The organism is Vibrio sp. 9-16B-A1 (assembly GCF_056726165.1).
In genome coordinates this window covers 18,357-40,695 of the sequence record NZ_JBSDZD010000013.1, presented here as the reverse complement: position 1 = coordinate 40,695, position 22,339 = coordinate 18,357, and the positions used below count along the sequence as shown (strand labels likewise).

Below are 22,339 nucleotides of genomic sequence, written 5' to 3'. Positions count from 1 at the left end.
AATAAGGAAAATAAAATGGCTAAGGGGCAGTCTCTACAAGACCCATTTCTGAATGCGCTACGTCGTGAGCGTGTGCCAGTTTCTATCTACCTTGTGAACGGCATTAAGCTGCAAGGTCAAATTGAGTCATTTGATCAGTTCGTGATCCTGCTGAAAAACACCGTTAATCAGATGGTGTACAAGCACGCGATTTCTACTGTGGTACCTGCACGTGCAGTCACTCACCACAGCAACAGCGACCGCGCACCATCAGATCGTCCACAGGATAAATCTGAAGATTAATATAACAAGGAGTTAAGTGCTTGTTTGACCGTTATGAAGCCGGTGAACAGGCGGTACTTGTTCATATCAACTTCACGCAAGAAGGTGAGTGGGAAGATCTGGCTGAATTTGAGATGCTGGTATCTTCTTCGGGGACTGATACGCTGCAGGTGATCACCGGCAGCCGTCAGTCTCCTCACCCGAAATACTACGTCGGAGAGGGTAAAGCACAGGAAATCGCCCAGGCGGTGCAGATGACCGGTGCTGATTTGGTGATTTTCAATCACTCCCTCTCTCCTGCCCAGGAACGTAACCTCGAAAAGCTGGTTAAGTGTCGTGTTATCGACCGCACCGGTTTGATCCTCGATATTTTTGCCCAACGCGCACGTACCCACGAAGGTAAACTTCAGGTCGAGCTGGCGCAGCTGCGTCATATCTCTACCCGGTTGATCCGTGGCTGGACGCACCTTGAGCGGCAAAAAGGCGGGATCGGCTTACGTGGCCCGGGTGAAACTCAGTTGGAAACGGACCGCCGACTGCTGCGTGATAGGATCAAAGCTATCTTGCGCCGACTGGAGAAAGTCGCCAAACAGCGTGAGCAAGGCCGCCGTGCCCGTAACCGGGCAGAGATCCCGACGATCTCACTGGTAGGGTATACCAACGCCGGTAAATCGACCCTGTTTAACCGCATCACTGAAGCCGGGGTTTATGCCGCGGATCAGCTGTTTGCAACCCTGGATCCAACCCTGCGTAAAATTGAACTCGACGATGTTGGCCCGGCAATTCTGGCCGATACCGTAGGTTTTATCCGTCATCTTCCCCATGACCTGGTCGCGGCATTTAAAGCCACGTTACAGGAAACCCAGGAAGCTGACATTTTGTTACATGTTGTTGATGCCAGTGATGAGCGCTTTCGTGAGAACATTCAGGCTGTTGATATAGTTCTGGAAGAGATCGACGCCCATGAAGTTCCTGGTCTCATCGTCATGAACAAGATCGACAATCTTGAAGGCCAGAAACCCCGTATCGAATACGATGATGAGGGTGTGCCACAGCGGGTATGGGTATCCGCGATGGAAGGCCTGGGGATAGATTTGCTGTTTGAGGCCCTGACCAAACGGCTGGCGAGTCAGATGGTGCAATTTAGCCTGAAGATCCCGCCACAGTTTCAGGGGCGCTTCCGCAGCACTTTTTTCCAGATGAAGTGTATTCAACGTGAAGAATATGATCAGGAAGGCAACTTACTCATCGACATTCGCATGCAGCAGGTCGATTGGTCTAGACTGGAAAAAAGAGAAGGGGCAGTTTTGGGTGACTTTATAGTTACTTAAAGGACTGCTACAGTATAACGTCATATTAAATGATGGAGCTTTCTAATGGCGTGGAATGAGCCTGGTAATAACAACGGCAATAATGGCCGCGATAACGACCCCTGGGGTAACAATGATCGCGGAAATGGCCAGCGACCTGGAGGTCGTGAACAAGGACCGCCAGACCTGGACGAAGTATTTAATAAGCTGAGTCAGAAGCTGGGTGGAAAGTTTGGCAAGCGTGGCGGAGGATCTGCGCCTTCATTCGGTGGCGGCGGCGCTATCGGTGTTGGGCTGATTGCCGTTGTGGCTATCGCTATCTGGGTATTCTCCGGTTTCTATACCGTTGGGGAAGCCGAGCGTGGCGTAGTTCTGCGCTTAGGTAAGTTCGATCGCATTGAAGCTCCGGGCCTGAACTGGCATCCGCGCTTTATCGATACTTACCAAACGGTAAATGTTCAGGCGATCCGTTCGCTGCGGGCGTCTGGTCTGATGCTGACCAAAGACGAGAACGTAGTAACGGTGGAAATGGGTGTTCAGTACCGCGTGTCTGACCCATACAAGTACCTGTACCGTGTGACTAACGCTGACGACAGTCTGCGTCAGGCTACGGACTCTGCGCTTCGTGCGGTTATCGGTGACTCGCTGATGGACAGCATTCTGACCAGTGGTCGTCAGCAGATCCGTCAGTCAACTCAGGAAGAACTGAACAAGATCATTGATAACTACGACATGGGTATCGCGATCGTTGACGTCAACTTCCAGTCTGCCCGTCCGCCGGAGCAGGTAAAAGATGCGTTCGATGACGCTATCGCAGCGCGAGAGGATGAAGAGCGTTTCATCCGTGAAGCGGAAGCGTACAAAAACGAAATTCTGCCAAAAGCGACCGGTCGTGCTGAGCGTCTGAAGAAAGAAGCTCTGGGTTACTCTGAGCGCACGGTTAACGAAGCACTGGGTCAGGTAGCGCAGTTCGAGAAACTGCTGCCGGAATACCAGGCGGCGCCGGAAGTAACGCGTAACCGTCTGTACATCGATACCATGCAGGAAGTCTACTCATCGACTTCTAAAGTGCTGGTGGATTCGGACTCAAGCGGTAACCTGCTGTACCTGCCGATCGATAAACTGGCCGGTCAGGGTGACGAGGGCCAGACCAAGCGTAAGACCAAGTCAACTTCGGCTTACGATAAGATTGAACTGGAATCTGAGCGTACTGACGCACCAGCCAGTTCGTCGTCTCGTACCACTAGCTCACGTCAAGGGAGATATTAAGTATGCGTAAGTTGGCGATCCCTGTAATTGTTGTCGCGCTGGCACTGATGCTGATGTCACTGTTCGTGATCCCGGAAGGGGAGCGCGGTATTGTGATCCGTTTTGGCCGGGTACTGAAAGATACCAATGAGATGTCCCGTATCTACGAGCCGGGCCTGCACTTCAAACTGCCAATGTTTGACCGTGTGAAGCGTCTTGATGCGCGTATTCAGACCATGGACGGCCGTTCAGACCGTTTCGTGACCTCTGAGAAAAAAGACGTGATCATCGATTCCTACGTGAAGTGGCGTATCGAAGACTTCGGTCAGTACTACCTGGCAACCGGTGGCGGTGACGTTCTTACTGCTCAGGCACTGCTTGAGCGTAAAGTGACCGACGTGCTGCGTTCAGAAATCGGTTCGCGTGAGATCAAGCAGATTGTATCTGGTCCGCGTAACGACGATGTACTGCCTGATGCAGCAGAAGCTGATGAGGTGCTGACTACTGAAGCGGCGCGTGAAGCGCTGAAGATCGACGGTCAGCGTGACCAGATCATGGAAGAAGTGCTGGCGGATACCCGCGTATCTGCACTGAATGACCTGGGTGTTCGCGTAGTTGATTTCCGTATCAAGAAAATCAACCTGCCGGATGAGATCAGTGAGTCTATCTACCGCCGTATGCGTGCTGAGCGTGAGTCGGTAGCCCGTAAGCACCGTTCACAGGGCCGTGAGAAAGCGGAAGTTATCCGCGCTCAGGCTGAACTGGAAGTGGCAACCGTGCTTGCTGAAGCCGATAAAACCGCGCGGGTAACCCGTGGTGAAGCTGACGCAAAAGCAGCGGGTATCTACTCGAATGCATTCAGCAAAGACCCTGAGTTCTTCCGCTTCCTGCGCTCTCTGAACGCGTATGAGAAATCATTCAGCAGCAAGAGCGACATTCTGGTACTGGATCCGAAGAGTGAGTTCTTCCAGTACATGAATGATGCGAAAGGCGCGAAGTAATCTAAAAAGCCCCGAAAGGGGCTTTTTTACAGGCGCTCGGCACTGGGCTCTGGGCCCTTGGCAGGAGCGCTGAAATTTCTGAACATCTATGTTGACGTACCGCGTTATGCGGAACAGTCTTGTAGCGCCCAGCGCCTAAAACAGAGTTTTCTCATGACCCAATCCCTCCTCCTTGCCCTCGGTTTTGTCCTTATTGCTGAAGGTATCGGTCCGCTGATCGCGCCAAACGGCTGGCGTAATATGGTCGCGGAGCTGAGTCGTCAGCCGGATAATATGCTGCGTCGTATCGGAGGTTGCCTGGTGGTGGCCGGTGCGGTGATCGTAGTGACCCTTCTTTAGATTTTTTGTTCTGTCTTTTGCGGCTTTTTTGTTCGTTTTTGCCGGGTTATGCCGCTCTGTTTTTTATATAATTTAAAGAGTTAGCGCTGGTTTTTGTCAGTCTGCCTAACACAAGACGGCTTTATGAACAAAAAATGACTGCAAGAAATGTGATTCAATGCTAGAATCCATTTTTAACTAGCAATCAGACTTGGAAAGATGGGTAATAACGTAGTCGTTCTGGGCACCCAGTGGGGTGACGAAGGTAAAGGTAAAATCGTAGACCTTTTAACTGAAGATGCAAAATACGTGGTTCGCTACCAGGGCGGTCACAACGCAGGTCACACTCTGGTCATCGACGGTGAAAAAACCGTTCTTCACTTAATTCCATCAGGCATCCTTCGCGATAATGTTAAATGCATTATCGGTAACGGTGTTGTTCTTTCTCCAGATGCACTTCTGAAAGAAATGAAGCCTCTTGAAGAGCGCGGTATTCCAGTAACCGAGCGTCTTTTCATTTCTGAAGCTTGTCCGCTGATCCTGCCATACCACATTGCTCTGGACCAGGCGCGTGAAATCGCACGTGGTAAGAAAGCAATCGGCACTACTGGTCGTGGTATCGGTCCTGCATACGAAGACAAAGTTGCACGTCGCGGTCTGCGCGTTGGCGACCTGTTCGATAAAGAAGCGTTTGCAGAGAAGCTGAAAGAAGTAATGGAATTCCATAACTTCCAGCTGGTGAACTACTACAAAGCTGAAGCTGTAAGCTACGAAGAAGTACTTGAGCAGGCGATGGGCTACGCTGATCTGCTGACCTCTATGGTTATCGACGTGACTGACGAGCTGGATGCAGCACGCAAGCGCGGCGACAAGATCATGTTCGAAGGTGCACAGGGCACTCTGCTGGATATCGACCACGGTACTTACCCATACGTAACTTCTTCTAACACCACCGCTGGTGGCGTTGCTGCGGGTTCTGGTTTCGGTCCTCGTCACATTGGTTACATCCTGGGTATCGCGAAAGCATACTGCACCCGCGTAGGCGCTGGTCCTTTCCCTACTGAACTGTACGACGGTCAGGACAAGCAGGATCCTGTTGGTAAGCACCTGGGCGAAGTTGGCCACGAGTTTGGCGCGACCACTGGTCGTCTGCGCCGTACTGGCTGGTTTGATGCAGTGGCAATGCGCCGCGCAATCCAGATCAACTCAATCACTGGTTTCTGTCTGACTAAACTGGACGTACTGGACGGTCTTAAAGAGCTTAAGATCTGTACTGGCTACCAGATGGACGACGGCAGCGTAATGGAAGTTTCTCCAATGGCTGCAGATGAGTTCGAAAAAGCGACTCCAATCTACGAAACCATGCCAGGCTGGACTGAGAACACCTTTGGTGCGAAATCTCTGGAAGATCTGCCTCAGGCTGCGCTGAACTACATCAAGCGCATCGAAGAGCTGACTGGTGTACCGGTAGACATCATTTCTACTGGCCCGGACCGTGTTGAGACCATCATCAAGGTTCACCCATTCGAAGCTTAATTGCCTGACAGCATTGAGAATTTTAAAACCGGCTTATACAGCCGGTTTTTTTATGTCTGAAAGTTGGTTATTCTTTATACATCGATGGCAAATTGTTGCCACACAGCGGCAATTGATGGCTAAAGAATTAGCAGCGGTTGCCGATAAGAAAGCACGGTATGAGTAAAGAGTGCGACTATGAAACTACGAGCCGTTGCGGCTTCGTTGGTATTGGCGCTCTGTTCCCGTGTCAGTTTGGTGCAGGCTGATGAGGGGATAGGAGAGCCGGTACCCGTATACAGCGAAGCCGAACTGATCAAACTGATTGAAGACAACAAGCACCTGGAAAGAGTCAAAGCCGACGGATGTCAGCTGGTGGAGGATATTGTGGCCCGTGCCACAAGGATCAGTCTGCCCGCCTATGAGTTTCTCTATGGCGACATGCTGGCCTGGGGCGTGTGCGTGGACCGTGACGTAGAGCTGGGGCTTTACTATATCGAGAACGCCGCTCATCAGGGTATGCCGGCTGCGCTTGAGCAGCTGGGGCGGTATTACTCGCGGGGTACTTTTGTCCAGCAGGACAAAGAGCGGGCGATCCCTTACCTGCGGGAAGCTGCTGCTATGGGTAACCTTAGTGCCCGAATCCAGTTGGCCGAGCTGCTGCTGCGTGATTATGGCAGCCCTCTCGACTATGAAGATGCGTACCGGTGGCTGTATAACTCCATCACACCGGATGCGCGCCAGCACAAACGGATTGCAATGCTCAGGCAGGGTCTGGAGCAGCGGATGCCGGAGAATATTATCGCCCGCGCCAAACGGCGAAATACTTTCTGGTAACCTTTTTCATAGTCGCACTAAAACGCCCCTTTACGGGGCGTTTTGTCTTTTATCGGGACCAGAGATACCACAAAGAGTGAATCAGGATGAGTACTGGGGGCGACAAATCGTGGCCGTTACCGGCCTAAAAGTGTCGCTAACTGACAGATTTAGATATACTTACACTATATCCTTTCCTTAGCAGGTCATGCTTATGTCTGAACGCAGCCACTCTGATCCTTTTGCGGATCGCGAAGCCGAAAACTATTCCAACCCGATTCCGAGCCGCGAGTTTATCCTCGACTACCTCACCAAAGCCAATGTGCCGATGAACCGTAACGACCTGTTTGAAGCCCTTGAGCTGTCGGGTGAAGAGCAGTACGAAGGCCTGCGCCGCAGGCTGCGCGCAATGGAGCGTGATGGCCAGCTGGTGTTTACCCGTAAGCAGTGTTACGCCCTGCCTGAAAAGCTTGAGCTGGTTAAAGGCTATGTAATTGGTCACAAAGATGGTCATGGCTGGGTGCGTCCGGAAGGAAGCACAGGTAAGGAAGGGGATATCGTCCTGCCACACCATCAGATGCGCAATATCATCCATGGTGACTATGTGCTGGTTCAGCCGACAGACAACAGCAAGCGTGGCCGTACAGAGGGGCGTTTGGTACGGGTTCTGGAAGAGCGGAATACTCAGATCGTCGGCCGTTTTTTCCTGGAATACGGTTACTCTTACGTGGTGCCGGATGACTCGCGTATCAGTCATGACATCCTGATCCCGAATGAACACAAAGCCGGTGCCCGTATGGGTAATGTGGTAGTGATTGAGATCACCGACCGTGGTACCCGTTCACGTGGTATGGCCGGTAAAGTGGTGGAAGTGCTGGGTGAAAATATGGCACCGGGCATGGAAACCCAGATTGCTATCCGAACCCACCAGATCCCGAACGAGTGGCCGGAAGAGGTCGAAAAGCAGATCGAAGGACTGGGCGAAGAGGTACCGGAAAAAGCCAAGCAGGGCCGTGTTGATCTGCGTGATCTGCCGCTGGTCACCATCGATGGTGAAGACGCGCGCGACTTTGATGACGCCGTTTTCTGTGAGAAGAAAAAGAGCGGCGGCTGGCGCCTGTGGGTCGCTATCGCCGACGTGAGCCATTATGTTCGCCCGGACACCGCACTGGATAAAGAAGCAATCAACCGGGGTAACTCGGTCTACTTCCCGTCTCAGGTGGTGCCTATGCTGCCGGAAGTGCTCTCTAATGGCCTGTGTTCGCTCAACCCTCAGGTTGACCGCCTGTGTATGGTGTGTGAGATGACCATCTCCGCCACCGGTAAGCTTTCAGGCTATAAACACTATGAAGCTGTAATGAACTCGCATGCCCGCCTGACTTACACCAAAGTTGGTGAAATTCTGGATGGCAACGAAGAGCTGCGCGAACGTTACTCTGAACTGGTTCCGCACCTGGAAGAGCTGCACAAGATGTACAAGGTACTCAAACAGGCACGTGATGACCGCGGTGCGATCGAGTTTGAGACCGTAGAGACCAAGTTTATCTTTAACGCCGAGCGTAAGATTGACCGCATTGAACCGGTTATCCGCAATGACGCCCATAAGATCATCGAAGAGTGTATGATCATGGCTAATATCGCTTCGGCGTCGCTGGTTGAAAAACTGAAAGAGCCGGCGCTGTACCGGGTGCACGAGTCTCCGGGTGAAGAGCGTCTTCAGGGCTTCCGCGAGTTCCTCGGTGAGCTGGGCCTGAATCTGGCGGGTGGCCTTGAGCCGTCACCAACCGATTACGCTAACCTGGTGAAGCAAATTGGCGAGCGTCAGGATAAAGAGCTCATTCAGACCATGCTGCTGCGCTCAATGAAGCAGGCGGTGTACAACGCTGATAATGCTGGTCACTTTGGTCTGGCACTCAAGCGTTATGCTCACTTTACCTCACCAATCCGTCGTTATCCGGATCTGCTGCTGCACCGTGCGATTAAGTACCTTATCGCCAAGCAGGAAGGGCGCAACCAGGACCGCTGGACGCCGACCGGGGGCTACCATTACTCGTTTGACGATATGGACTTCTACGGTGAACAGTGCTCGATGACAGAGCGCCGCGCTGATGACGCGACCCGCGAAGTATCAGACTGGCTGAAGTGTGAGTACATGCAGGATCACGTTGGTGAAGAGATGGAAGGGGTGATTGCCAATGTCACCGGCTTTGGCTTCTTTGTTCGCCTGAGCGAGCTGCATATCGACGGCCTGGTGCATATCTCTAACCTGGACAACGACTATTATCAGTTTGACCCTATTGGTCAGCGACTTATCGGCGAGAGCTTCGGTGCTATCTACCGTCTTGGTGATGCGGTCAAAGTAAAAGTCCTGTCGGTTAACCTCAATGATCGACAAATTGACTTTGAATTGGTCGAAACAAGCCGTAAGCTACGCGGCAAAGGAAAAACCGCCAAGAAGCGTGCTGCTCAGGCAGAGAAGAAAGCCGCCACCAAGAAAAAAGCGGCGGTAAAAGCCCGCAAACCGGGAGCGAAAGCCAAAGCGCTGGTCGAGCCGACCAAACGCCCGGATGGCAGCGAGGACGAAGCGAAAAAGCCCCGCAAGAAGACCAAAGCGGAAAAAGCACGCAAGAAAAAATCGCGCAGCAGTAAGAAAAAGCGCGCCCAAAAGTAACCGGAATAAGTAATGAGTAACGAATTTCTCTACGGCATCCACGCCGTAAAAGCGGTTCTGGAAAGAGAGCCAGAGCGCTTTATCGAAGCCTTTGTACTGAAAGGCCGTCAGGATGATCGTCTGATGCCGATCCTGAACGAACTGCAGATGATCGGTGTTTCTATCCAGCAGATGGGACGTAAAGCGCTGGATGACAAAGCACACGGCGCTAACCACCAGGGTATTATCGCCCGGGTGAAACCGGCCCGTCAGCTGAACGAAAACGACCTGGACGCGATCCTGGCTCAGCACGAAGCGCCGCTGCTGCTGGTGCTCGATGGTGTGACTGACCCGCATAACCTGGGCGCCTGCCTGCGTAACGCAGACGCAGCCGGTGTAGCTGCAGTTATCGTACCTAAAGACAAGTCAGCGCCGATGAACGCGACTGTCAGCAAAGTTGCCTGCGGCGCAGCAGAAACCGTGCCTCTGGTACGCGTGACCAACCTGGCCCGCACCATGCGTGCGCTTCAGGAGCAGGGAGTATGGTTTGTCGGTACAGCCGGCGAAGCAACCCACGATATCTACGCGGCCAAACTGACCGGTCCACTGGCTATCGTGATGGGCGCAGAAGGCGACGGCATGCGCCGTCTGACCCGCGAAACCTGTGATGACCTGATCAAAATCCCGATGGCAGGCAGCGTATCAAGCCTGAACGTTTCTGTGGCGTCGGGGATTTGTTTGTTTGAGGCGGTAAGACAGAGATTAGGCGCTGGGCTTTAGGCCCTGGGCTCTGGGTATCGGAAGCGCTGGCTGTGAGGCTGGCGCTTTTTTTTATTGGTTCTGTGGTTCTATGGTTCTATGGTGTGACCACAGGATCACAGGATCACAGGACCACAGGACCACAGGACCACAGCCCCGCTTTTCCCCAAAAAAATATCCTTGCTCCATCCGCCGTTTTTCTGTACTATTCGTCGTCCTTAATTCCCGGTCAATTATCTTTAGTTCCTTGCTTCCTCTGGACGACCGGGCCAACTGTGGAAGCTGAATAATCCGTAAGGAGCAACCAATGCGTCATTACGAAATCGTATTCATGGTGCACCCTGATCAAAGCGAGCAAGTTGCTGGCATGATCGAGCGTTACACTGGTTCAATCACTGAAGCTGGCGGTAAAGTACACCGTCTGGAAGACTGGGGCCGTCGTCAACTGGCTTACCCAATCAACAAGCTTCACAAAGCTCACTACGTTCTGATGAACGTTGAAGCTGACCAGCCTGTAATCGACGAACTGGAAACTGCTTTCCGTTTCAACGATGCAGTACTGCGTAACATGATCATGCGTACTAAAGCTGCTATCACTGAGCCTTCTATCATGCTGAAGCAGAAAGAAGAACGCGCAGAGCGTGCTCCTCGTCGTGAAGAGCGCAGCGAAGCTAAACCAGAAGCAGCTGCTGAGTAATTAATGATATGACCAATCGAATGGAGCTGAGTGGCACTGTCGCGAAAGCCCCGATTCGAAGCCAGAGCCCTGCGGGCGTGCCTCATTGCCGATTTTGGCTGGAGCATCGTTCTACCATGGCCGAGGCAGGTTTCCCAAGACAGGTTTATTGCCGCATGCCGGTGGTAGTCAGCGGGGAACAGGTTCAGACATTGACTCAACAACTCGTTATAGGCAGCAACATTCAGGTAAGAGGCTTTGTCACTTACCACACCAGCCAGAATGGCACCGGTAAACTAGTGTTGCATGCCGACAACATAATACATATTTAAGATCAGGAGATAGCCCATGGCTCGTTTCTTCCGTCGTCGTAAATTCTGCCGTTTCACTGCAGAAGGCGTACAAGAGATTGATTACAAAGACGTAGCAACTCTGAAAAACTACATCACTGAAGCTGGTAAAATCGTACCAAGCCGTATCACTGGTACCAGCGCTAAGTACCAGCGTCAGCTGGCTCGCGCGATCAAGCGTTCTCGCTACCTGGCTCTACTGCCTTACACTGACAAGCATCAGTAATCGGCACCGTTTATTAAGAAAGAGGATTAAGCAATGCAAGTTATTCTACTTGATAAAATCGGTAACCTGGGCGGTCTGGGCGACACAGTAAACGTTAAATCTGGTTACGCTCGTAACTTCCTTATCCCTCAGGGCAAGGCAGTAATGGCAACTAAAGCTAACGTTGAAATGTTCGAAGCACGTCGTGCTGAGCTGGAAGCTAAAGTTGCTGAGCAACTGTCTGCAGCACAGGCTCGCGCTGAGAAAGTTAACGCTCTGGAAGCAGTTGTACTTGCTTCTAAAGCTGGTGACGAAGGCAAACTGTTCGGTTCTATCGGTACTCGTGACATCGCTGACGCAATCACTGCGGCTGGCGTTGAAGTTGCTAAGAGCGAAGTTCGTCTTCCTGAAGGCGCTCTGCGTACAACTGGCGAGTTCGAAATCAGCATCCAGCTTCACTCTGAAGTATTTGCTGCTATCAACCTGCAGGTTGTTGCTGCTGAGTAATTCAGTATCAAGCGATTTTAAAACCGGCATCGAAAGATGCCGGTTTTTTTATGCCTGTAATTCAGCAAAAGTCAGGAGCCGGCTCAGAAAGCGTAGAGCAGGTTCACTGAGGTCACGCTGTCGGCATTGTTCTGTTCCTGAGGGTTAGGTACCCGGTCATGATAGGTGCGGTTGTAGTTGATCTTTAACCGGAGCGCCTCAGTGATGTTATTGGTAATACTGAAGTCGCTGTCCCAGCGGGCATTTGATTTACCGGCCACCACCGCGACATCAGCAGTTAACGCCAGGTTGTCGAGGATTTGCCATTTGGTGCTCATGTTGCCACGAAAGATCGCTTCATCGACATCATGGTTAAATATGATCTCGTCGTCTATCTCATCCGCATTGGGCTTCTGATGGCGGTAGCCCGGACCCAGCTCCAGCTCAAGAGTGAAGTTCTCTGTATGGGTGAACTGATAACCGACACCGGCTGAGAAAGTGTAATCCCGGAAATAAGCACTGTATTTGGAGTCGACGCCGTTAAAGTTGCCGTACAGATAGGTTTTGGGGCCTAACTTGTAGTCACTCTGCAGTTTGTAGGTGGACTGATTCTTGTCCTCTTCACCATCTTTGTTCAGCTTGTAGTATTTCCACTCACCGGTGCTCCGGTGTCGTCCCTCGGTATAGGTACCGGACAGGCGCCCGTTGATTGATTCATTGTCACTGTTACCGGTGTGGGCCTGATAGCCGAATTCGACTTCTGCCTGAAATGGGGATGGAAGCGGGGCAGGGGTATCTTCAGTTTCCGCGGCATGCAGTCCGGCACTGCTCAGCAGACATAGCGCTAGCCAGGAATTCTTTGACACTCAAAACCTCTTCTTCTCTGTTTGGAGGGCAAATTGTAGGTATGCCCGGTAAAGCCTGCGTCAGGCGGTTGTTAAATTGCGATCAACAGATTACAAACGCTTTATCCTGGTTATAATGGGCGGTCATTAACCGTATTCTGAGAAAACCATGGCAGACAATCGCAACCAAAAACCAGCGGACAGGCAAGTAGATGCTATCAAAGTTCCTCCACACTCACTAGAGGCTGAACAGTCGGTTATAGGTGGGTTGTTGCTGGACAACGAGCGCTGGGATTCGGTGGCTGAACGTGTTGTGGCCAAAGACTTCTACAGCCGACCTCACCGTCTGATTTTCGATGGGGTTCGCACTATTCTGGAAGAGAACAAGCCGCTCGACCTTATCACCCTGTCAGAATATCTTGAGCAGCGCGAGCAGCTCGATGATGTGGGTGGCTTTGCTTACCTGGCGGATCTTGCCAAAAATACCCCGAGTGCGGCCAACATTAACGCTTATGCCGATATCGTGGCAGAGCGCGCCCTGGTGCGCAGCCTGATTGGCGTGGCCAATGAAATTGCCGATGCGGGCTATGACCCGCAGGGGCGCAGCTCGGAGGACCTGCTGGACCTGGCTGAGAGTAAAGTTTTTGCCATCGCAGAAGAGCGAACCAACGAGAACGAAGGTCCACAGAACGTTGATAATATCCTGGAAAAGACCCTTGAGCGTATCGAACTGCTGTATAAAACCCCGCAGGACGGCGTGACCGGGGTATCGACCGGCTTCAATGACCTTAACAAGAAGACCGCGGGTCTGCAGGGTTCTGACCTGATCATCGTCGCGGCCCGTCCGTCGATGGGTAAAACCACCTTTGCCATGAACCTGTGTGAAAACGCCGCCATGGAGCAGGAAAAGCCGGTGCTTATCTTCTCGCTGGAGATGCCCGCAGAACAGATCATGATGCGTATGCTGGCATCGCTTTCCCGCGTCGACCAGACCAAAATCCGTACCGGCCAGCTCGACGACGAGGACTGGGCGCGTATCTCTTCTACCATGGGGATCCTCATGGAGAAGAAAAACATGTATATCGATGACAGCTCGGGCCTGACGCCGACCGAAGTGCGCTCCCGTGCCCGTCGTATTGCGAGGGATCACGGTGGCCTGAGCATGATCATGGTCGACTACCTTCAGCTGATGCGGGTTCCGGCGCTGTCGGATAACCGTACCCTGGAGATCGCTGAGATCTCGCGCTCCCTGAAAGCGCTGGCCAAAGAGCTGAACGTGCCGGTCGTGGCGCTGTCGCAGCTTAACCGCTCCCTGGAACAACGTGCCGACAAACGCCCGGTAAACTCGGATCTGCGTGAATCGGGCTCCATCGAGCAGGATGCCGACCTTATCATGTTCATCTACCGTGATGAGGTTTACAACCCGGACAGTTCACTGAAAGGTATCGCTGAAATCATTATCGGTAAGCAGCGTAACGGTCCTATCGGTTCGGTACGTCTGACCTTCCAGGGACAGTTCTCCCGCTTTGATAACTACGCAGGCCCTGCGTTTGATGAAGAATAGGAACGGCAGTGAGCTATAAAAAAGCGGCATGCGCGCACATTAATCTCAGCGCGCTGGAACACAACTTTGTTCAGCTTCACCGGCAGGCGCCGGAGAGCAAGCTGATGGCTGTGGTGAAGGCGAATGGTTATGGCCATGGCCTGCTGCCCATCGCCAAACATGCGACCGGCGCAGATGCGTTTGGTGTGGCCCGAATTGAAGAAGCGCTGCAGCTGCGCGCCGGCGGTATCGTAAAGCCGGTTCTGTTGCTTGAAGGCTTCTATTCACCGGACGATCTGCCGATCCTGGTGACCAACAATATTCAGACCGTGGTGCACTGCCACGAACAGCTTGAAGCGCTGGAACAGGCGGAGCTGGAAGGGCCGGTAAAAGTCTGGCTCAAAATCGATACCGGTATGCACCGCCTTGGCGTTCAGCCGGAAGAGACGCCACTGTTCATTGAGCGGCTGAAAAACTGCGCCAATGTGGCCAAACCGCTGCGCTATATCAGCCACTTTGGCTGTGCGGATGAGCTGGATAACCCGGTAACTGCAGAACAGATTGAGCTGTTCAGCGGCCTGACTCAGGGCTGCCAGGGCGAGCGTTCACTGGCTGCGTCAGCCGGGCTGCTGGCCTGGCAGGACAGCCATTTTGAGTGGGTTCGTCCGGGGATCATCATGTACGGGGTATCGCCGTTTGCCGATAAGAGTGGCCGCGAACTCGGCTATCAGCCGGTGATGACCCTGACCTCGCACCTGATTGCGGTGCGGGATGTGAAAAAAGGCGACAGCGTCGGTTACGGTGGGATCTGGCGCAGCGAACGGGATACCAAAGTCGGTGTGATTGCGATTGGTTATGGTGACGGTTATCCGCGTACCGCACCAAATGGCACCCCGGTACTGGTTAACGGTCGCCGGGTACCGATAGCCGGCCGCGTATCTATGGACATGCTGACAGTGGACCTCGGCCCGGATGCCAAAGACAAAGTGGGTGATGATGTGGAGCTGTGGGGCGAGGCCCTGCCGGCAGAAGAAGTGGCGGCTCATATCGGCACCATTGCCTATGAACTGGTGACCAAACTGACCGGAAGGGTAGAGCTCAGCTACAGTGAATAAATGGATACGAAGAGCCGGTTGTACTTCGCTGGTACTGACACTGTTCAGTGCCCTGCCGGCTCAGGCGTCAAGGAATGACTGGACCACCTGGTTTGAAGGCACAACAGCGGTACCGTTTGTGTTTTCGACCGAGACTTTTGGCCCGACTATCGGTGTCGCCGGGCTGATGAAAGGCGTGATCCAGCCCAATGCCGGACTGGTCGCTTCCGGGCTGGTGTCCGAAAAAGGCACCGGGATCTCCTACATTAACTACAATAACTTTATGCTGGGTGAGCGCTGGCTGCTCGGGGCGGATGCTTATATGGGCAGACACGCCGGGTTTCAGTACTATGTTGGCGATGCCGGTGACAATGCCTCTGATTATTCCCAAAGCGTAAAGACCGATGCGGATGAAGATCGCTACCGTTTTACTGCCCGGTATATTCTTCCGTGGGGAGCGGCGCAGGGCAGTGGCGCCCTTGGCGCACTGAATCCACGCCGTCAGATTGACGGCAGCTCACCACTCGACAGCGGTGTTTCTTCCCTGTTTTTTGAGCCCTTCTATCACTACCGTAAACTTGATGTCCCTGAAGCGAAAGATATTCCCGAGTCCACCTGGGGAGCCAGGCTGGGTTTTGAGTGGGATAACCGCAATGATGTCCGTAACCCGTCTCAGGGCTCCAAAATCAATCTGGATGTTACTTACTCTCCGGCAAACAGCGATGGCACCCAGTGGGTAATGGTGGAGACCGATGCCAGCCATTATCTGGACCTTGGGGCGTGGGAAGGCGTGTTCAGTGATCAGACACTGGCACTGGATCTCTATGTGGCCGATACGCCGACCTGGGACTACTGTAACAGCGATGGCTGTCAGCGCCCGCCGGAATACGCCGGTGTGACGCTTGGTGGCCTGTATCGCCTGCGTGGTTATACCGGCGGGCGTTATCACGGCCGTTCGGCTATGCACTACAGTGCTGAGTACCGGGTGATGCCGGAGTGGCAGCCTTTGGGCAACTGGCCGGTGTTTAACTGGTTTGATGTACCCTGGTGGCAGTGGGTCGCTTTTGCCGACGTTGGCCGTGTAGCTGATGAGTTCAACCTGAAAACCCTCCACACGGACATGCAGTGGAACCTTGGCGGTGGTGTCCGCTTCCAGGTGGAAGGCATTGTGGTGCGCGCCGAAATGGCCGTGGGCAGGGAGGAAGGGTTGTTCCAGGTGATGGTGAATCAGCCCTTCTGATTATTTGTTTTATTCCCCATGCAGGGTGGCAATCACTCTGCGTGCACCACCATGGTCGCGGTGCTCTCCCAGATAAATCCCCTGCCACATCCCAAGCGCCATTCTCCCATTGGTGACCGGAATCGTTATGCTGCAGCCGAGTGTCGAGGCTTTGATATGGGCAGGCATATCATCATCTCCTTCATAGGTGTGCCTGTAGTAAGGCGCACGTTCCGGTACCGATTTATTAAAGTGCGCTTCCATATCCTGGCGCACGGTCGGATCGGCATTTTCATTGATGGTTAAACTGGCGGAAGTGTGCTGAATAAACAGATGTAATAATCCGGTTGATACACTATTCAGCTGCGGAATTTGTTGTTCAATTTCATCAGTGATAAGGTGAAACCCGCGGGATCGCGGACGTAATGTCAGGGTATGCTGTGACCACATAGTTTTGTTCTCTGTTGCGGAAATTGTCAATTATAATAGTGTAATTGCGTAACCTTTGTGGCGCTGCCAGGGAGTTACATTATCGTGATGTATCTCAATGTCGCCGCAGGGGCATTACGACATAATCCAGATTCTGAAATATTATTACAACAGCCCTGTTCTGGGGGCCTGTTTTGCGGAGTGTAAAACGGGAAGGGCAGGGTTCAGGCAGTTGCCAACTTTTTTGCTTAAACTGGAATTCAACCGGCGACGGAAGTCGCTGCTGAATACACCAAAGGATTATTGGAATAATCACCATGTTAAAAAATATCAACCCAACGCAAACACCAGCGTGGAAAGCGCTGACCGCTCACTTTGAATCTGCGCAGGATATGGACCTGAAAGCGCTGTTCGCAGACAACCCGGAGCGCTTTAAGCAGTTCTCTGCTCAGTTCGGTTCAGACATTCTGGTCGACTACTCAAAGAACCTGATCGACCAGGACACCATGAAGCACCTGTTCGCTCTGGCAAAAGACACTGAACTGAAAGCGGCTATCGACGCTATGTTCGGCGGTGAAGCGATCAACCAGACTGAAGGCCGTGCTGTTCTGCATACTGCACTGCGTAACCGCAGCAACACCCCGGTAATGGTTGGCGGTGAAGACGTTATGCCAGCAGTAAACGCTGTACTGGAGAAAATGAAAGGCTTCACTGAGCGCGTGATTTCTGGTGAGTGGAAAGGCTACACAGGCAAAGCGATCACTGATGTGGTAAACATCGGTATCGGCGGTTCTGACCTGGGTCCTTACATGGTGACCGAAGCTCTGGCAGCATACAAAAACCACCTGAACCTGCACTTCGTTTCTAACGTTGATGGTACTCACGTGGTTGAGACGCTGAAGAAAGTGAACCCGGAAACGACTCTGTTCCTGATCGCGTCCAAGACGTTCACCACTCAGGAAACCATGACCAATGCTCACACTGCGCGTGACTGGTTCCTGGAAGCTGCAGGCGATCAGGCGCACGTAGCCAAGCATTTCGCGGCTCTGTCTACCAACGCGAAATCCGTATCTGAGTTCGGTATCGACACTGACAACATGTTTGAGTTCTGGGACTGGGTTGGCGGCCGTTACTCTCTGTGGTCTGCAATCGGCCTGTCTATCGCTCTTGCAGTAGGTTACGACAATTTTGTTGAACTGCTGGCGGGCGCGCACGAGATGGACAAGCACTTCGCAGAAACGCCATTTGAAGATAACCTGCCGGTGATCCTGGCGCTGATCGGTATCTGGTACAACAACTTCCACGGTGCAGAATCAGAAGCTATCCTGCCATACGACCAGTACCTGCACCGCTTTGCGGCGTACTTCCAGCAGGGCAACATGGAGTCTAACGGTAAGTACGTTGACCGTAACGGCGAAGCTGTGGATTACCAGACTGGCCCAATCATCTGGGGTGAACCTGGCACTAACGGTCAGCACGCGTTCTACCAGCTGATCCACCAGGGCACTAAACTGATCCCATGTGACTTTATCGCACCTGCGCTGAGCCACAACCCGGCGGGCGACCACCATCAGAAACTGATGTCTAACTTCTTTGCACAGACTGAAGCACTGGCATTTGGTAAGTCTGAAGAGACAGTACGCGCTGAGTTTGCCAAAGCAGGCAAGAGCGAAGAAGAGATCGCGTCTCTGGTTTCTTTCAAAGTATTTGAAGGTAACCGTCCGACCAACTCCATTTTGGTTAAGCAGATCACCCCGCGCACTCTGGGTAACCTGATCGCGATGTACGAGCACAAGATCTTCGTACAGGGCATCATCTGGAACATCTTCAGCTTCGACCAGTGGGGCGTAGAGCTTGGTAAGCAGCTGGCTAACCAGATCCTGCCAGAGCTGGCAGACGGTTCTGAAGTGACCTCTCACGACAGCTCAACCAATGGTCTGATCAACGCATTCAAGGCGTTCAAAGCTTAAGACCCGCTCAGAAATAACAAAGGCCAGCATTCGCTGGCCTTTTTGCTTTTCTGAGGGCACTAAAAAAGCTGGTAACTTACATCACCAGCTTTTCTTCTTTTTCCCGAATCTCGAACCTCGAACCAGCTCTTATTCGAAACAAATTTCGATAAATGCATTACCCCATTCAGAGCTGAATGGCATGATAATGATCGCGCCTTCACACTTGTGACGAATGGTGTGGCCTTTACCGGATACCACTATAGGGGTTGCCATATCGAAGTCAAAGCCGCTTTCTGCCAGGATACGTTTGGCACCACCAGTTACCATGTTGGTGATCTCACCCACCATATCGGTCACTTCTTCGTTCAGGCCGTTTGGACGTTCACCCAGCATGTTCTGCATGATCTCCAGAGCCAGACCTTCATCAAAGGTGATCGACATTGAGCCCCTGGTCTGGCTGCCCACCATACCAATCAGGCCGGAGACATCGCCGCGGGCGATTTCGTCTTTTTTAATTCGTGGCTTCTGGGGTTTGAGATCCAAAGAGGCCATGGTTTTCAGCACATTCATCAGAGAGGCTAAAAACGGGTTTACAAACTCAGCGCGCATATCGTTCTTACTTTCTAGTTATTGGTCTCTTCAGAGAAACAGGCCTGGCAAGTTCCATGGGTTTCAATCACATGGTTAGTAAGATGAAAGCCCAGTTTCTCTGCATTTTTCGCTAGTAATGCTACCAAAGCTTCATCCTGCAATTCGGTCACATCCCCACATTTATCACAAATTATCAGATGCGAAAAATGTTCATGATCGCCACAGGAGCAACAGGATATAAAGCTGTTCGTTGACTCTACACGGTGGATAAAGCCTTGTTCAAGAAGAAAATCCAAAGCCCGGTATACAGTGGGTGGTTTCGCCTGAGGTTCGGTTTGTTTCAGCCGGTCCAGCAGCTCATACGCTGTTGAGGCACACTTGCTTTCACAAATCAGCTCAAATACCCGCTTTCTTTGTGGTGTCATACGAACACCACGGCTTTGGCAAATTTCCTCTGCCCGTTTAATCAACGACTGCTTCAAGTTGCTCACCTTTTGGTGCACATGACTAATAATATACCATTAAAGCTGTCAATTCGGCAGCTATGGTCAATTTTTTCCCTACCGTATGCAAATTCCGTTACCGAATCAACATGAAGTCACCATTATTGCCGATGTTCGGGTAAGCCAGGGCTGAACATCTTCGTCTGCACGTGTATAATCCTGCCTCTTCATACCGATCGGCCCGATGGAAGCTGGCCATCCTTTAGTTAAGATGAAATGAGGTTTACCGTGTCGAATCCGGAACAAAACAATTTTCCTATGCAGCGCCTGTCTGTGGCTCCCATGCTCGACTGGACTCATTTCTAAGTGGTAAAAGGCTTTGTGGTGATGAAGGGGGACTATAGGGGGACTGTGGTGCCTTTTTTCAGTCTCCCTTGTTTATGAGGTTATGCCACAGAATGTACGCTTTTGTTTACTTTTTAATTGCCGTGAGTGGCTCTGAATTATATAATCATATTAAACCTCATGCTGAGTAAGATCTCGAACAAGAGAGAAAGCACTCAGCTTTTACGTCATCCTCGAAAGAGTGTGACGCTCCATTTACTCCACTGTTAAGCGGGGTTGATATTATGAGAACTAACAAAGAAATCGTTAAACAATTGGTTGAGATCGGTGATGGTGTGAAAGGTCATCGAGTCCGTGGTAACACGAGAGCTGAAACCAGAGAAAACATAAGAAGAGTTTTTGCCAATGCCAGGAAACGTTCAGAGGCGGGAAATATCATGGGCTGAAGTCCATGAGCTTTTTGTTGACATCAGTCAGGAATTTGGCTTTGAAGCCGAAGATTATGCAGGAGATGTTGCTGATTTGATCGAGCTCTGGGAAGAGCAAGGCTTTGTAGAGATTTATCAGCAAGATGAAGACAGGCAGTATGGTCGCGCAAAGGACTCATCTCAAGCACCAGGTGCAGTACCTTGGTATCTCAATTTGTTTCATGTGCGCTTAGTTGATGGAAAAAACGATCCACTAGTTGTATTGTTTTTTGAGGAGCGTGAAGAAGACGGCAAGGCTGTTACAGTAGCTTCGCTACGATTTATTCTTGATCATGATAATATGTTTGGGGCTCAAGGAACTGGGCAGAAGTTTAACAAAGAATTCATGTCCGGCTTGAGACGACGAGTAGATGCTTTCGTGCAGCAAGGACACAAGTAATACTTGTTTATAGTGAAAGGGAGCCTAAGCTCCCTTTTTTAGATCCTTTGTCCAGACCAAACAACCTCACCAATGATCTCAAAGTCTTCACTTTCAATATCTTTCTTATCCAAAGCCCAAGGCTCATAAGCTGGGTTGTCGCTCACTACCTTGATGCCATCTGGCAGGAACTGCAGGCGCTTAACCATTAAGCGTCCATCATACCTAAACACATAGATCCCGTCCGTCGAAAAACCATCAACTCTGTTTACCATTACAATGCTTTGATTTTTCAAAGTAGGGCTCATGCTGTCACCACGTACGGGCATAAGGAAAATGTTGTTGGGGTTGAAGCCCAGCTCATTACGAATGAACTGCTCGCTGAATACCATTGCGTGCGATTCTTCCTCTTTCTCCACTAAAGCACCATGCCCCGCACTTACCTCAACATCATAGAATTTCAGCTCAATATACCCGCGAGGCACCAGTGCGCCATTCTGTGATATATGTCTCGCTTTTATAAAGATGTCTTCTGGAATTTTTTCACGCTTCTTCCAGGTTTGAATGGTTGATGGTGAAACGCCAAGAGCCTTTGCCAAATCTGTGTTCTTCGCTGTATTGGTTAGCTGTTTCAGCTCATCAATTTGTTCACTAATGGTGGTCATAGCTGGTTCCTTTGTGGGTCGTTGTGGGTCAAAGGTGTTGCAAGTCACTAAAAGTGGTTCTATATTGGTTCGCGAAGTAATTGAACCACATTTGAACCTCTTTGAGTTGTCCAGAATTGCACAGGTGACCCATGAATACAACATTTGCACTATTAGCACGTTTTGAAAGTCCCACTATTGAGCTAAAAGCTGTTTGTCAGGAGTTTTTTGGTATCACACCGAAAACGGCTGAGCAGAAAGTTAAAGCGTGTGATTTCCCTGTTCCTACCTTCAAGCTACGCGAATCTGAGCGTAGTCCGTCCCTGATCAAGGTTGAAGACCTTGCCGCGTATATCGACAAACGTCATGCAGCAGCTAAAGCCGAATGGCTTTCAGTTAATGCCTGAGGTAGCTCGAATGAGTTTTCTTGACCCTATCCATAAACCTTGCCCGGATATGGCGGGCACGGTGAACCCCAACCCTGAGCTAACCCAAAAATCCCTTGAGTGGGTATCGCGCTTATTGTCTGACGTTCGCCGTCAGAAGAAGCCAGCCCGCAAATCCCATATTCCTGCCCGTTTCCGCCAGAGGGGGAACACATGAGCCGTAACTCGAAGTATGAAGCCAGGCTTAAAGAGCAGGGCTTGGAGAAAGTCACGCTGTGGATACCTGCTGACCGCAAAGCAGAGTTCAAGCTGCTGGCGCAGGCCTGCTGTGATTATCGTCACCTGAGCTTCAATTCGCTACGCGATACCCAAAGCGGCAAGTATGTCTCTTTGGAGCGTTTATAACC

General features: G+C 51.6%; 26 protein-coding genes. 21 read left to right on the top strand and 5 right to left on the bottom strand.

From position 1 onward, the window contains the following. Positions 1-15: 15 nt before the first annotated feature. From hfq to rplI, 13 genes are all read left to right on the top strand, one after another. Complete coding sequence (gene hfq, locus ACVB80_RS18830) at positions 16-282, top strand: RNA chaperone Hfq (RefSeq protein ID WP_481082837.1); 267 nt, start codon at positions 16-18, stop codon at positions 280-282. A gap of 20 nt (positions 283-302) precedes the next feature. Then, positions 303-1,592, top strand: a complete 1,290-nt coding sequence (hflX, locus tag ACVB80_RS18825; protein WP_481082836.1) for a ribosome rescue GTPase HflX — start codon at positions 303-305, stop codon at positions 1,590-1,592. Between the two features lie 45 nt (positions 1,593-1,637). Next, positions 1,638-2,840: an FtsH protease activity modulator HflK gene (gene hflK / locus ACVB80_RS18820; protein WP_481082835.1), complete on the top strand. Its 1,203-nt coding sequence runs from the start codon at positions 1,638-1,640 to the stop codon at positions 2,838-2,840. Between the two features lie 2 nt (positions 2,841-2,842). Further along, complete coding sequence (gene hflC / locus ACVB80_RS18815) at positions 2,843-3,820, top strand: protease modulator HflC (protein WP_481082834.1); 978 nt, start codon at positions 2,843-2,845, stop codon at positions 3,818-3,820. A 153-nt stretch (positions 3,821-3,973) separates the two neighbouring features. Next, on the top strand, positions 3,974-4,159 hold the full coding sequence (locus ACVB80_RS18810) for a DUF2065 domain-containing protein (protein WP_481082833.1): 186 nt from the start codon (positions 3,974-3,976) through the stop codon (positions 4,157-4,159). A 198-nt stretch (positions 4,160-4,357) separates the two neighbouring features. Continuing rightward, a complete protein-coding gene (locus tag ACVB80_RS18805) occupies positions 4,358-5,674 on the top strand; it encodes an adenylosuccinate synthase (protein WP_481082832.1) in 1,317 nt (438 codons plus the stop codon). Between the two features lie 177 nt (positions 5,675-5,851). Continuing rightward, positions 5,852-6,490 (top strand): flagellar protein MotX, encoded by a 639-nt coding sequence (motX, locus tag ACVB80_RS18800; RefSeq protein ID WP_481082831.1) that lies wholly within the window; start codon positions 5,852-5,854, stop codon positions 6,488-6,490. Positions 6,491-6,683: 193 nt separating this feature from the next. Continuing rightward, positions 6,684-9,140 (top strand): ribonuclease R, encoded by a 2,457-nt coding sequence (gene rnr / locus ACVB80_RS18795; protein ID WP_481082830.1) that lies wholly within the window; start codon positions 6,684-6,686, stop codon positions 9,138-9,140. Between the two features lie 12 nt (positions 9,141-9,152). Then, complete coding sequence (gene rlmB, locus ACVB80_RS18790) at positions 9,153-9,899, top strand: 23S rRNA (guanosine(2251)-2'-O)-methyltransferase RlmB (RefSeq protein WP_481082829.1); 747 nt, start codon at positions 9,153-9,155, stop codon at positions 9,897-9,899. Between the two features lie 286 nt (positions 9,900-10,185). After that, complete coding sequence (gene rpsF, locus ACVB80_RS18785; RefSeq protein WP_481082828.1) at positions 10,186-10,575, top strand: 30S ribosomal protein S6; 390 nt, start codon at positions 10,186-10,188, stop codon at positions 10,573-10,575. A gap of 8 nt (positions 10,576-10,583) precedes the next feature. After that, positions 10,584-10,886 (top strand): primosomal replication protein N, encoded by a 303-nt coding sequence (priB, locus tag ACVB80_RS18780; RefSeq protein ID WP_481082827.1) that lies wholly within the window; start codon positions 10,584-10,586, stop codon positions 10,884-10,886. 16 nt (positions 10,887-10,902) lie between these two features. After that, positions 10,903-11,130 (top strand): 30S ribosomal protein S18, encoded by a 228-nt coding sequence (rpsR, locus tag ACVB80_RS18775; protein ID WP_000090472.1) that lies wholly within the window; start codon positions 10,903-10,905, stop codon positions 11,128-11,130. A 33-nt stretch (positions 11,131-11,163) separates the two neighbouring features. Further along, positions 11,164-11,616, top strand: coding sequence for a 50S ribosomal protein L9 (rplI, locus tag ACVB80_RS18770; RefSeq protein ID WP_481082826.1), 453 nt, complete (start codon positions 11,164-11,166; stop codon positions 11,614-11,616). 83 nt (positions 11,617-11,699) lie between these two features. On the opposite strand, the gene ACVB80_RS18765 is transcribed toward rplI, so the two are convergent. Continuing rightward, the gene (locus tag ACVB80_RS18765) at positions 11,700-12,461 is read right to left on the bottom strand and encodes a DUF481 domain-containing protein (protein ID WP_481082825.1); all 762 of its coding nucleotides are present in this window, start codon (positions 12,459-12,461) and stop codon (positions 11,700-11,702) included. 148 nt (positions 12,462-12,609) lie between these two features. On the opposite strand from ACVB80_RS18765, the gene ACVB80_RS18760 reads away from it, so the two are divergent. From ACVB80_RS18760 to ACVB80_RS18750, 3 genes are read left to right on the top strand one after another with little or no spacing between them, the layout of a single operon-like run. Then, entirely contained in the window at positions 12,610-14,004 is a 1,395-nt protein-coding gene (locus ACVB80_RS18760) for a replicative DNA helicase (RefSeq protein WP_481082824.1), read from the top strand. Between the two features lie 8 nt (positions 14,005-14,012). Beyond that, positions 14,013-15,098 (top strand): alanine racemase, encoded by a 1,086-nt coding sequence (gene alr, locus ACVB80_RS18755; protein WP_481082823.1) that lies wholly within the window; start codon positions 14,013-14,015, stop codon positions 15,096-15,098. After that, the gene (locus ACVB80_RS18750) at positions 15,091-16,317 is read left to right on the top strand and encodes a BamA/TamA family outer membrane protein (protein ID WP_481082822.1); all 1,227 of its coding nucleotides are present in this window, start codon (positions 15,091-15,093) and stop codon (positions 16,315-16,317) included. The genes alr and ACVB80_RS18750 overlap by 8 nt, the downstream gene beginning before the upstream one ends. Before the next feature lie 9 nt (positions 16,318-16,326). Here ACVB80_RS18750 and ACVB80_RS18745 read toward each other — a convergent pair whose 3' ends face one another. After that, positions 16,327-16,746, bottom strand: coding sequence for a secondary thiamine-phosphate synthase enzyme YjbQ (locus tag ACVB80_RS18745; RefSeq protein ID WP_481082821.1), 420 nt, complete (start codon positions 16,744-16,746; stop codon positions 16,327-16,329). Between the two features lie 296 nt (positions 16,747-17,042). Between ACVB80_RS18745 and pgi the strand changes: the two genes are divergently transcribed. Further along, complete coding sequence (gene pgi / locus ACVB80_RS18740; protein ID WP_481082820.1) at positions 17,043-18,695, top strand: glucose-6-phosphate isomerase; 1,653 nt, start codon at positions 17,043-17,045, stop codon at positions 18,693-18,695. Between the two features lie 129 nt (positions 18,696-18,824). Here the strand turns inward: pgi and ACVB80_RS18735 are convergent, their stop codons facing one another. Both ACVB80_RS18735 and zur read right to left on the bottom strand, forming a co-directional pair. Then, the gene (locus tag ACVB80_RS18735) at positions 18,825-19,286 is read right to left on the bottom strand and encodes a chemotaxis protein CheX (RefSeq protein WP_481082819.1); all 462 of its coding nucleotides are present in this window, start codon (positions 19,284-19,286) and stop codon (positions 18,825-18,827) included. Positions 19,287-19,300: 14 nt separating this feature from the next. Then, a complete protein-coding gene (zur, locus tag ACVB80_RS18730) occupies positions 19,301-19,759 on the bottom strand; it encodes a zinc uptake transcriptional repressor Zur (protein WP_481082818.1) in 459 nt (152 codons plus the stop codon). Positions 19,760-20,461: 702 nt separating this feature from the next. On the opposite strand from zur, the gene ACVB80_RS18725 reads away from it, so the two are divergent. Next, entirely contained in the window at positions 20,462-20,923 is a 462-nt protein-coding gene (locus ACVB80_RS18725; protein ID WP_481082817.1) for a hypothetical protein, read from the top strand. Between the two features lie 38 nt (positions 20,924-20,961). Here the strand turns inward: ACVB80_RS18725 and ACVB80_RS18720 are convergent, their stop codons facing one another. Beyond that, positions 20,962-21,567, bottom strand: coding sequence for a LexA family transcriptional regulator (locus ACVB80_RS18720; protein WP_481082816.1), 606 nt, complete (start codon positions 21,565-21,567; stop codon positions 20,962-20,964). A gap of 131 nt (positions 21,568-21,698) precedes the next feature. On the opposite strand from ACVB80_RS18720, the gene ACVB80_RS18715 reads away from it, so the two are divergent. From ACVB80_RS18715 to ACVB80_RS18705, 3 genes are read left to right on the top strand one after another with little or no spacing between them, the layout of a single operon-like run. Continuing rightward, a complete protein-coding gene (locus tag ACVB80_RS18715; protein WP_481082815.1) occupies positions 21,699-21,953 on the top strand; it encodes a pyocin activator PrtN family protein in 255 nt (84 codons plus the stop codon). A gap of 10 nt (positions 21,954-21,963) precedes the next feature. Next, the gene (locus ACVB80_RS18710; RefSeq protein ID WP_481082814.1) at positions 21,964-22,149 is read left to right on the top strand and encodes a hypothetical protein; all 186 of its coding nucleotides are present in this window, start codon (positions 21,964-21,966) and stop codon (positions 22,147-22,149) included. Continuing rightward, on the top strand, positions 22,146-22,337 hold the full coding sequence (locus ACVB80_RS18705) for a hypothetical protein (RefSeq protein ID WP_481082813.1): 192 nt from the start codon (positions 22,146-22,148) through the stop codon (positions 22,335-22,337). Before ACVB80_RS18710 ends, ACVB80_RS18705 begins: the two co-directional genes overlap by 4 nt. Positions 22,338-22,339 lie beyond the last annotated feature (2 nt).

What these genes read in the sequence shown, in the direction of transcription:
- ACVB80_RS18810 (WP_481082833.1), top strand. Translation starts at nt 3,974, where the DNA reads ATGACCCAATCCCTCCTCCTTGCCCTCGGTTTTGTCCTTATTGCTGAA.
- ACVB80_RS18745 (WP_481082821.1), bottom strand. Translation starts at nt 16,746, where the DNA reads ATGTGGTCACAGCATACCCTGACATTACGTCCGCGATCCCGCGGGTTT.
- ACVB80_RS18735 (WP_481082819.1), bottom strand. Translation starts at nt 19,286, where the DNA reads ATGCGCGCTGAGTTTGTAAACCCGTTTTTAGCCTCTCTGATGAATGTG.
- ACVB80_RS18705 (WP_481082813.1), top strand. Translation starts at nt 22,146, where the DNA reads ATGAGCCGTAACTCGAAGTATGAAGCCAGGCTTAAAGAGCAGGGCTTG.
- hflK (WP_481082835.1), top strand. Translation starts at nt 1,638, where the DNA reads ATGGCGTGGAATGAGCCTGGTAATAACAACGGCAATAATGGCCGCGAT.
- priB (WP_481082827.1), top strand. Translation starts at nt 10,584, where the DNA reads ATGACCAATCGAATGGAGCTGAGTGGCACTGTCGCGAAAGCCCCGATT.
- rnr (WP_481082830.1), top strand. Translation starts at nt 6,684, where the DNA reads ATGTCTGAACGCAGCCACTCTGATCCTTTTGCGGATCGCGAAGCCGAA.
- pgi (WP_481082820.1), top strand. Translation starts at nt 17,043, where the DNA reads ATGTTAAAAAATATCAACCCAACGCAAACACCAGCGTGGAAAGCGCTG.
- ACVB80_RS18720 (WP_481082816.1), bottom strand. Translation starts at nt 21,567, where the DNA reads ATGACCACCATTAGTGAACAAATTGATGAGCTGAAACAGCTAACCAAT.
- ACVB80_RS18715 (WP_481082815.1), top strand. Translation starts at nt 21,699, where the DNA reads ATGAATACAACATTTGCACTATTAGCACGTTTTGAAAGTCCCACTATT.
- rplI (WP_481082826.1), top strand. Translation starts at nt 11,164, where the DNA reads ATGCAAGTTATTCTACTTGATAAAATCGGTAACCTGGGCGGTCTGGGC.
- rpsF (WP_481082828.1), top strand. Translation starts at nt 10,186, where the DNA reads ATGCGTCATTACGAAATCGTATTCATGGTGCACCCTGATCAAAGCGAG.
- hflC (WP_481082834.1), top strand. Translation starts at nt 2,843, where the DNA reads ATGCGTAAGTTGGCGATCCCTGTAATTGTTGTCGCGCTGGCACTGATG.
- ACVB80_RS18805 (WP_481082832.1), top strand. Translation starts at nt 4,358, where the DNA reads ATGGGTAATAACGTAGTCGTTCTGGGCACCCAGTGGGGTGACGAAGGT.
- rpsR (WP_000090472.1), top strand. Translation starts at nt 10,903, where the DNA reads ATGGCTCGTTTCTTCCGTCGTCGTAAATTCTGCCGTTTCACTGCAGAA.
- hfq (WP_481082837.1), top strand. Translation starts at nt 16, where the DNA reads ATGGCTAAGGGGCAGTCTCTACAAGACCCATTTCTGAATGCGCTACGT.
- ACVB80_RS18760 (WP_481082824.1), top strand. Translation starts at nt 12,610, where the DNA reads ATGGCAGACAATCGCAACCAAAAACCAGCGGACAGGCAAGTAGATGCT.
- motX (WP_481082831.1), top strand. Translation starts at nt 5,852, where the DNA reads ATGAAACTACGAGCCGTTGCGGCTTCGTTGGTATTGGCGCTCTGTTCC.
- rlmB (WP_481082829.1), top strand. Translation starts at nt 9,153, where the DNA reads ATGAGTAACGAATTTCTCTACGGCATCCACGCCGTAAAAGCGGTTCTG.
- ACVB80_RS18710 (WP_481082814.1), top strand. Translation starts at nt 21,964, where the DNA reads ATGAGTTTTCTTGACCCTATCCATAAACCTTGCCCGGATATGGCGGGC.
- ACVB80_RS18725 (WP_481082817.1), top strand. Translation starts at nt 20,462, where the DNA reads ATGCCAGGAAACGTTCAGAGGCGGGAAATATCATGGGCTGAAGTCCAT.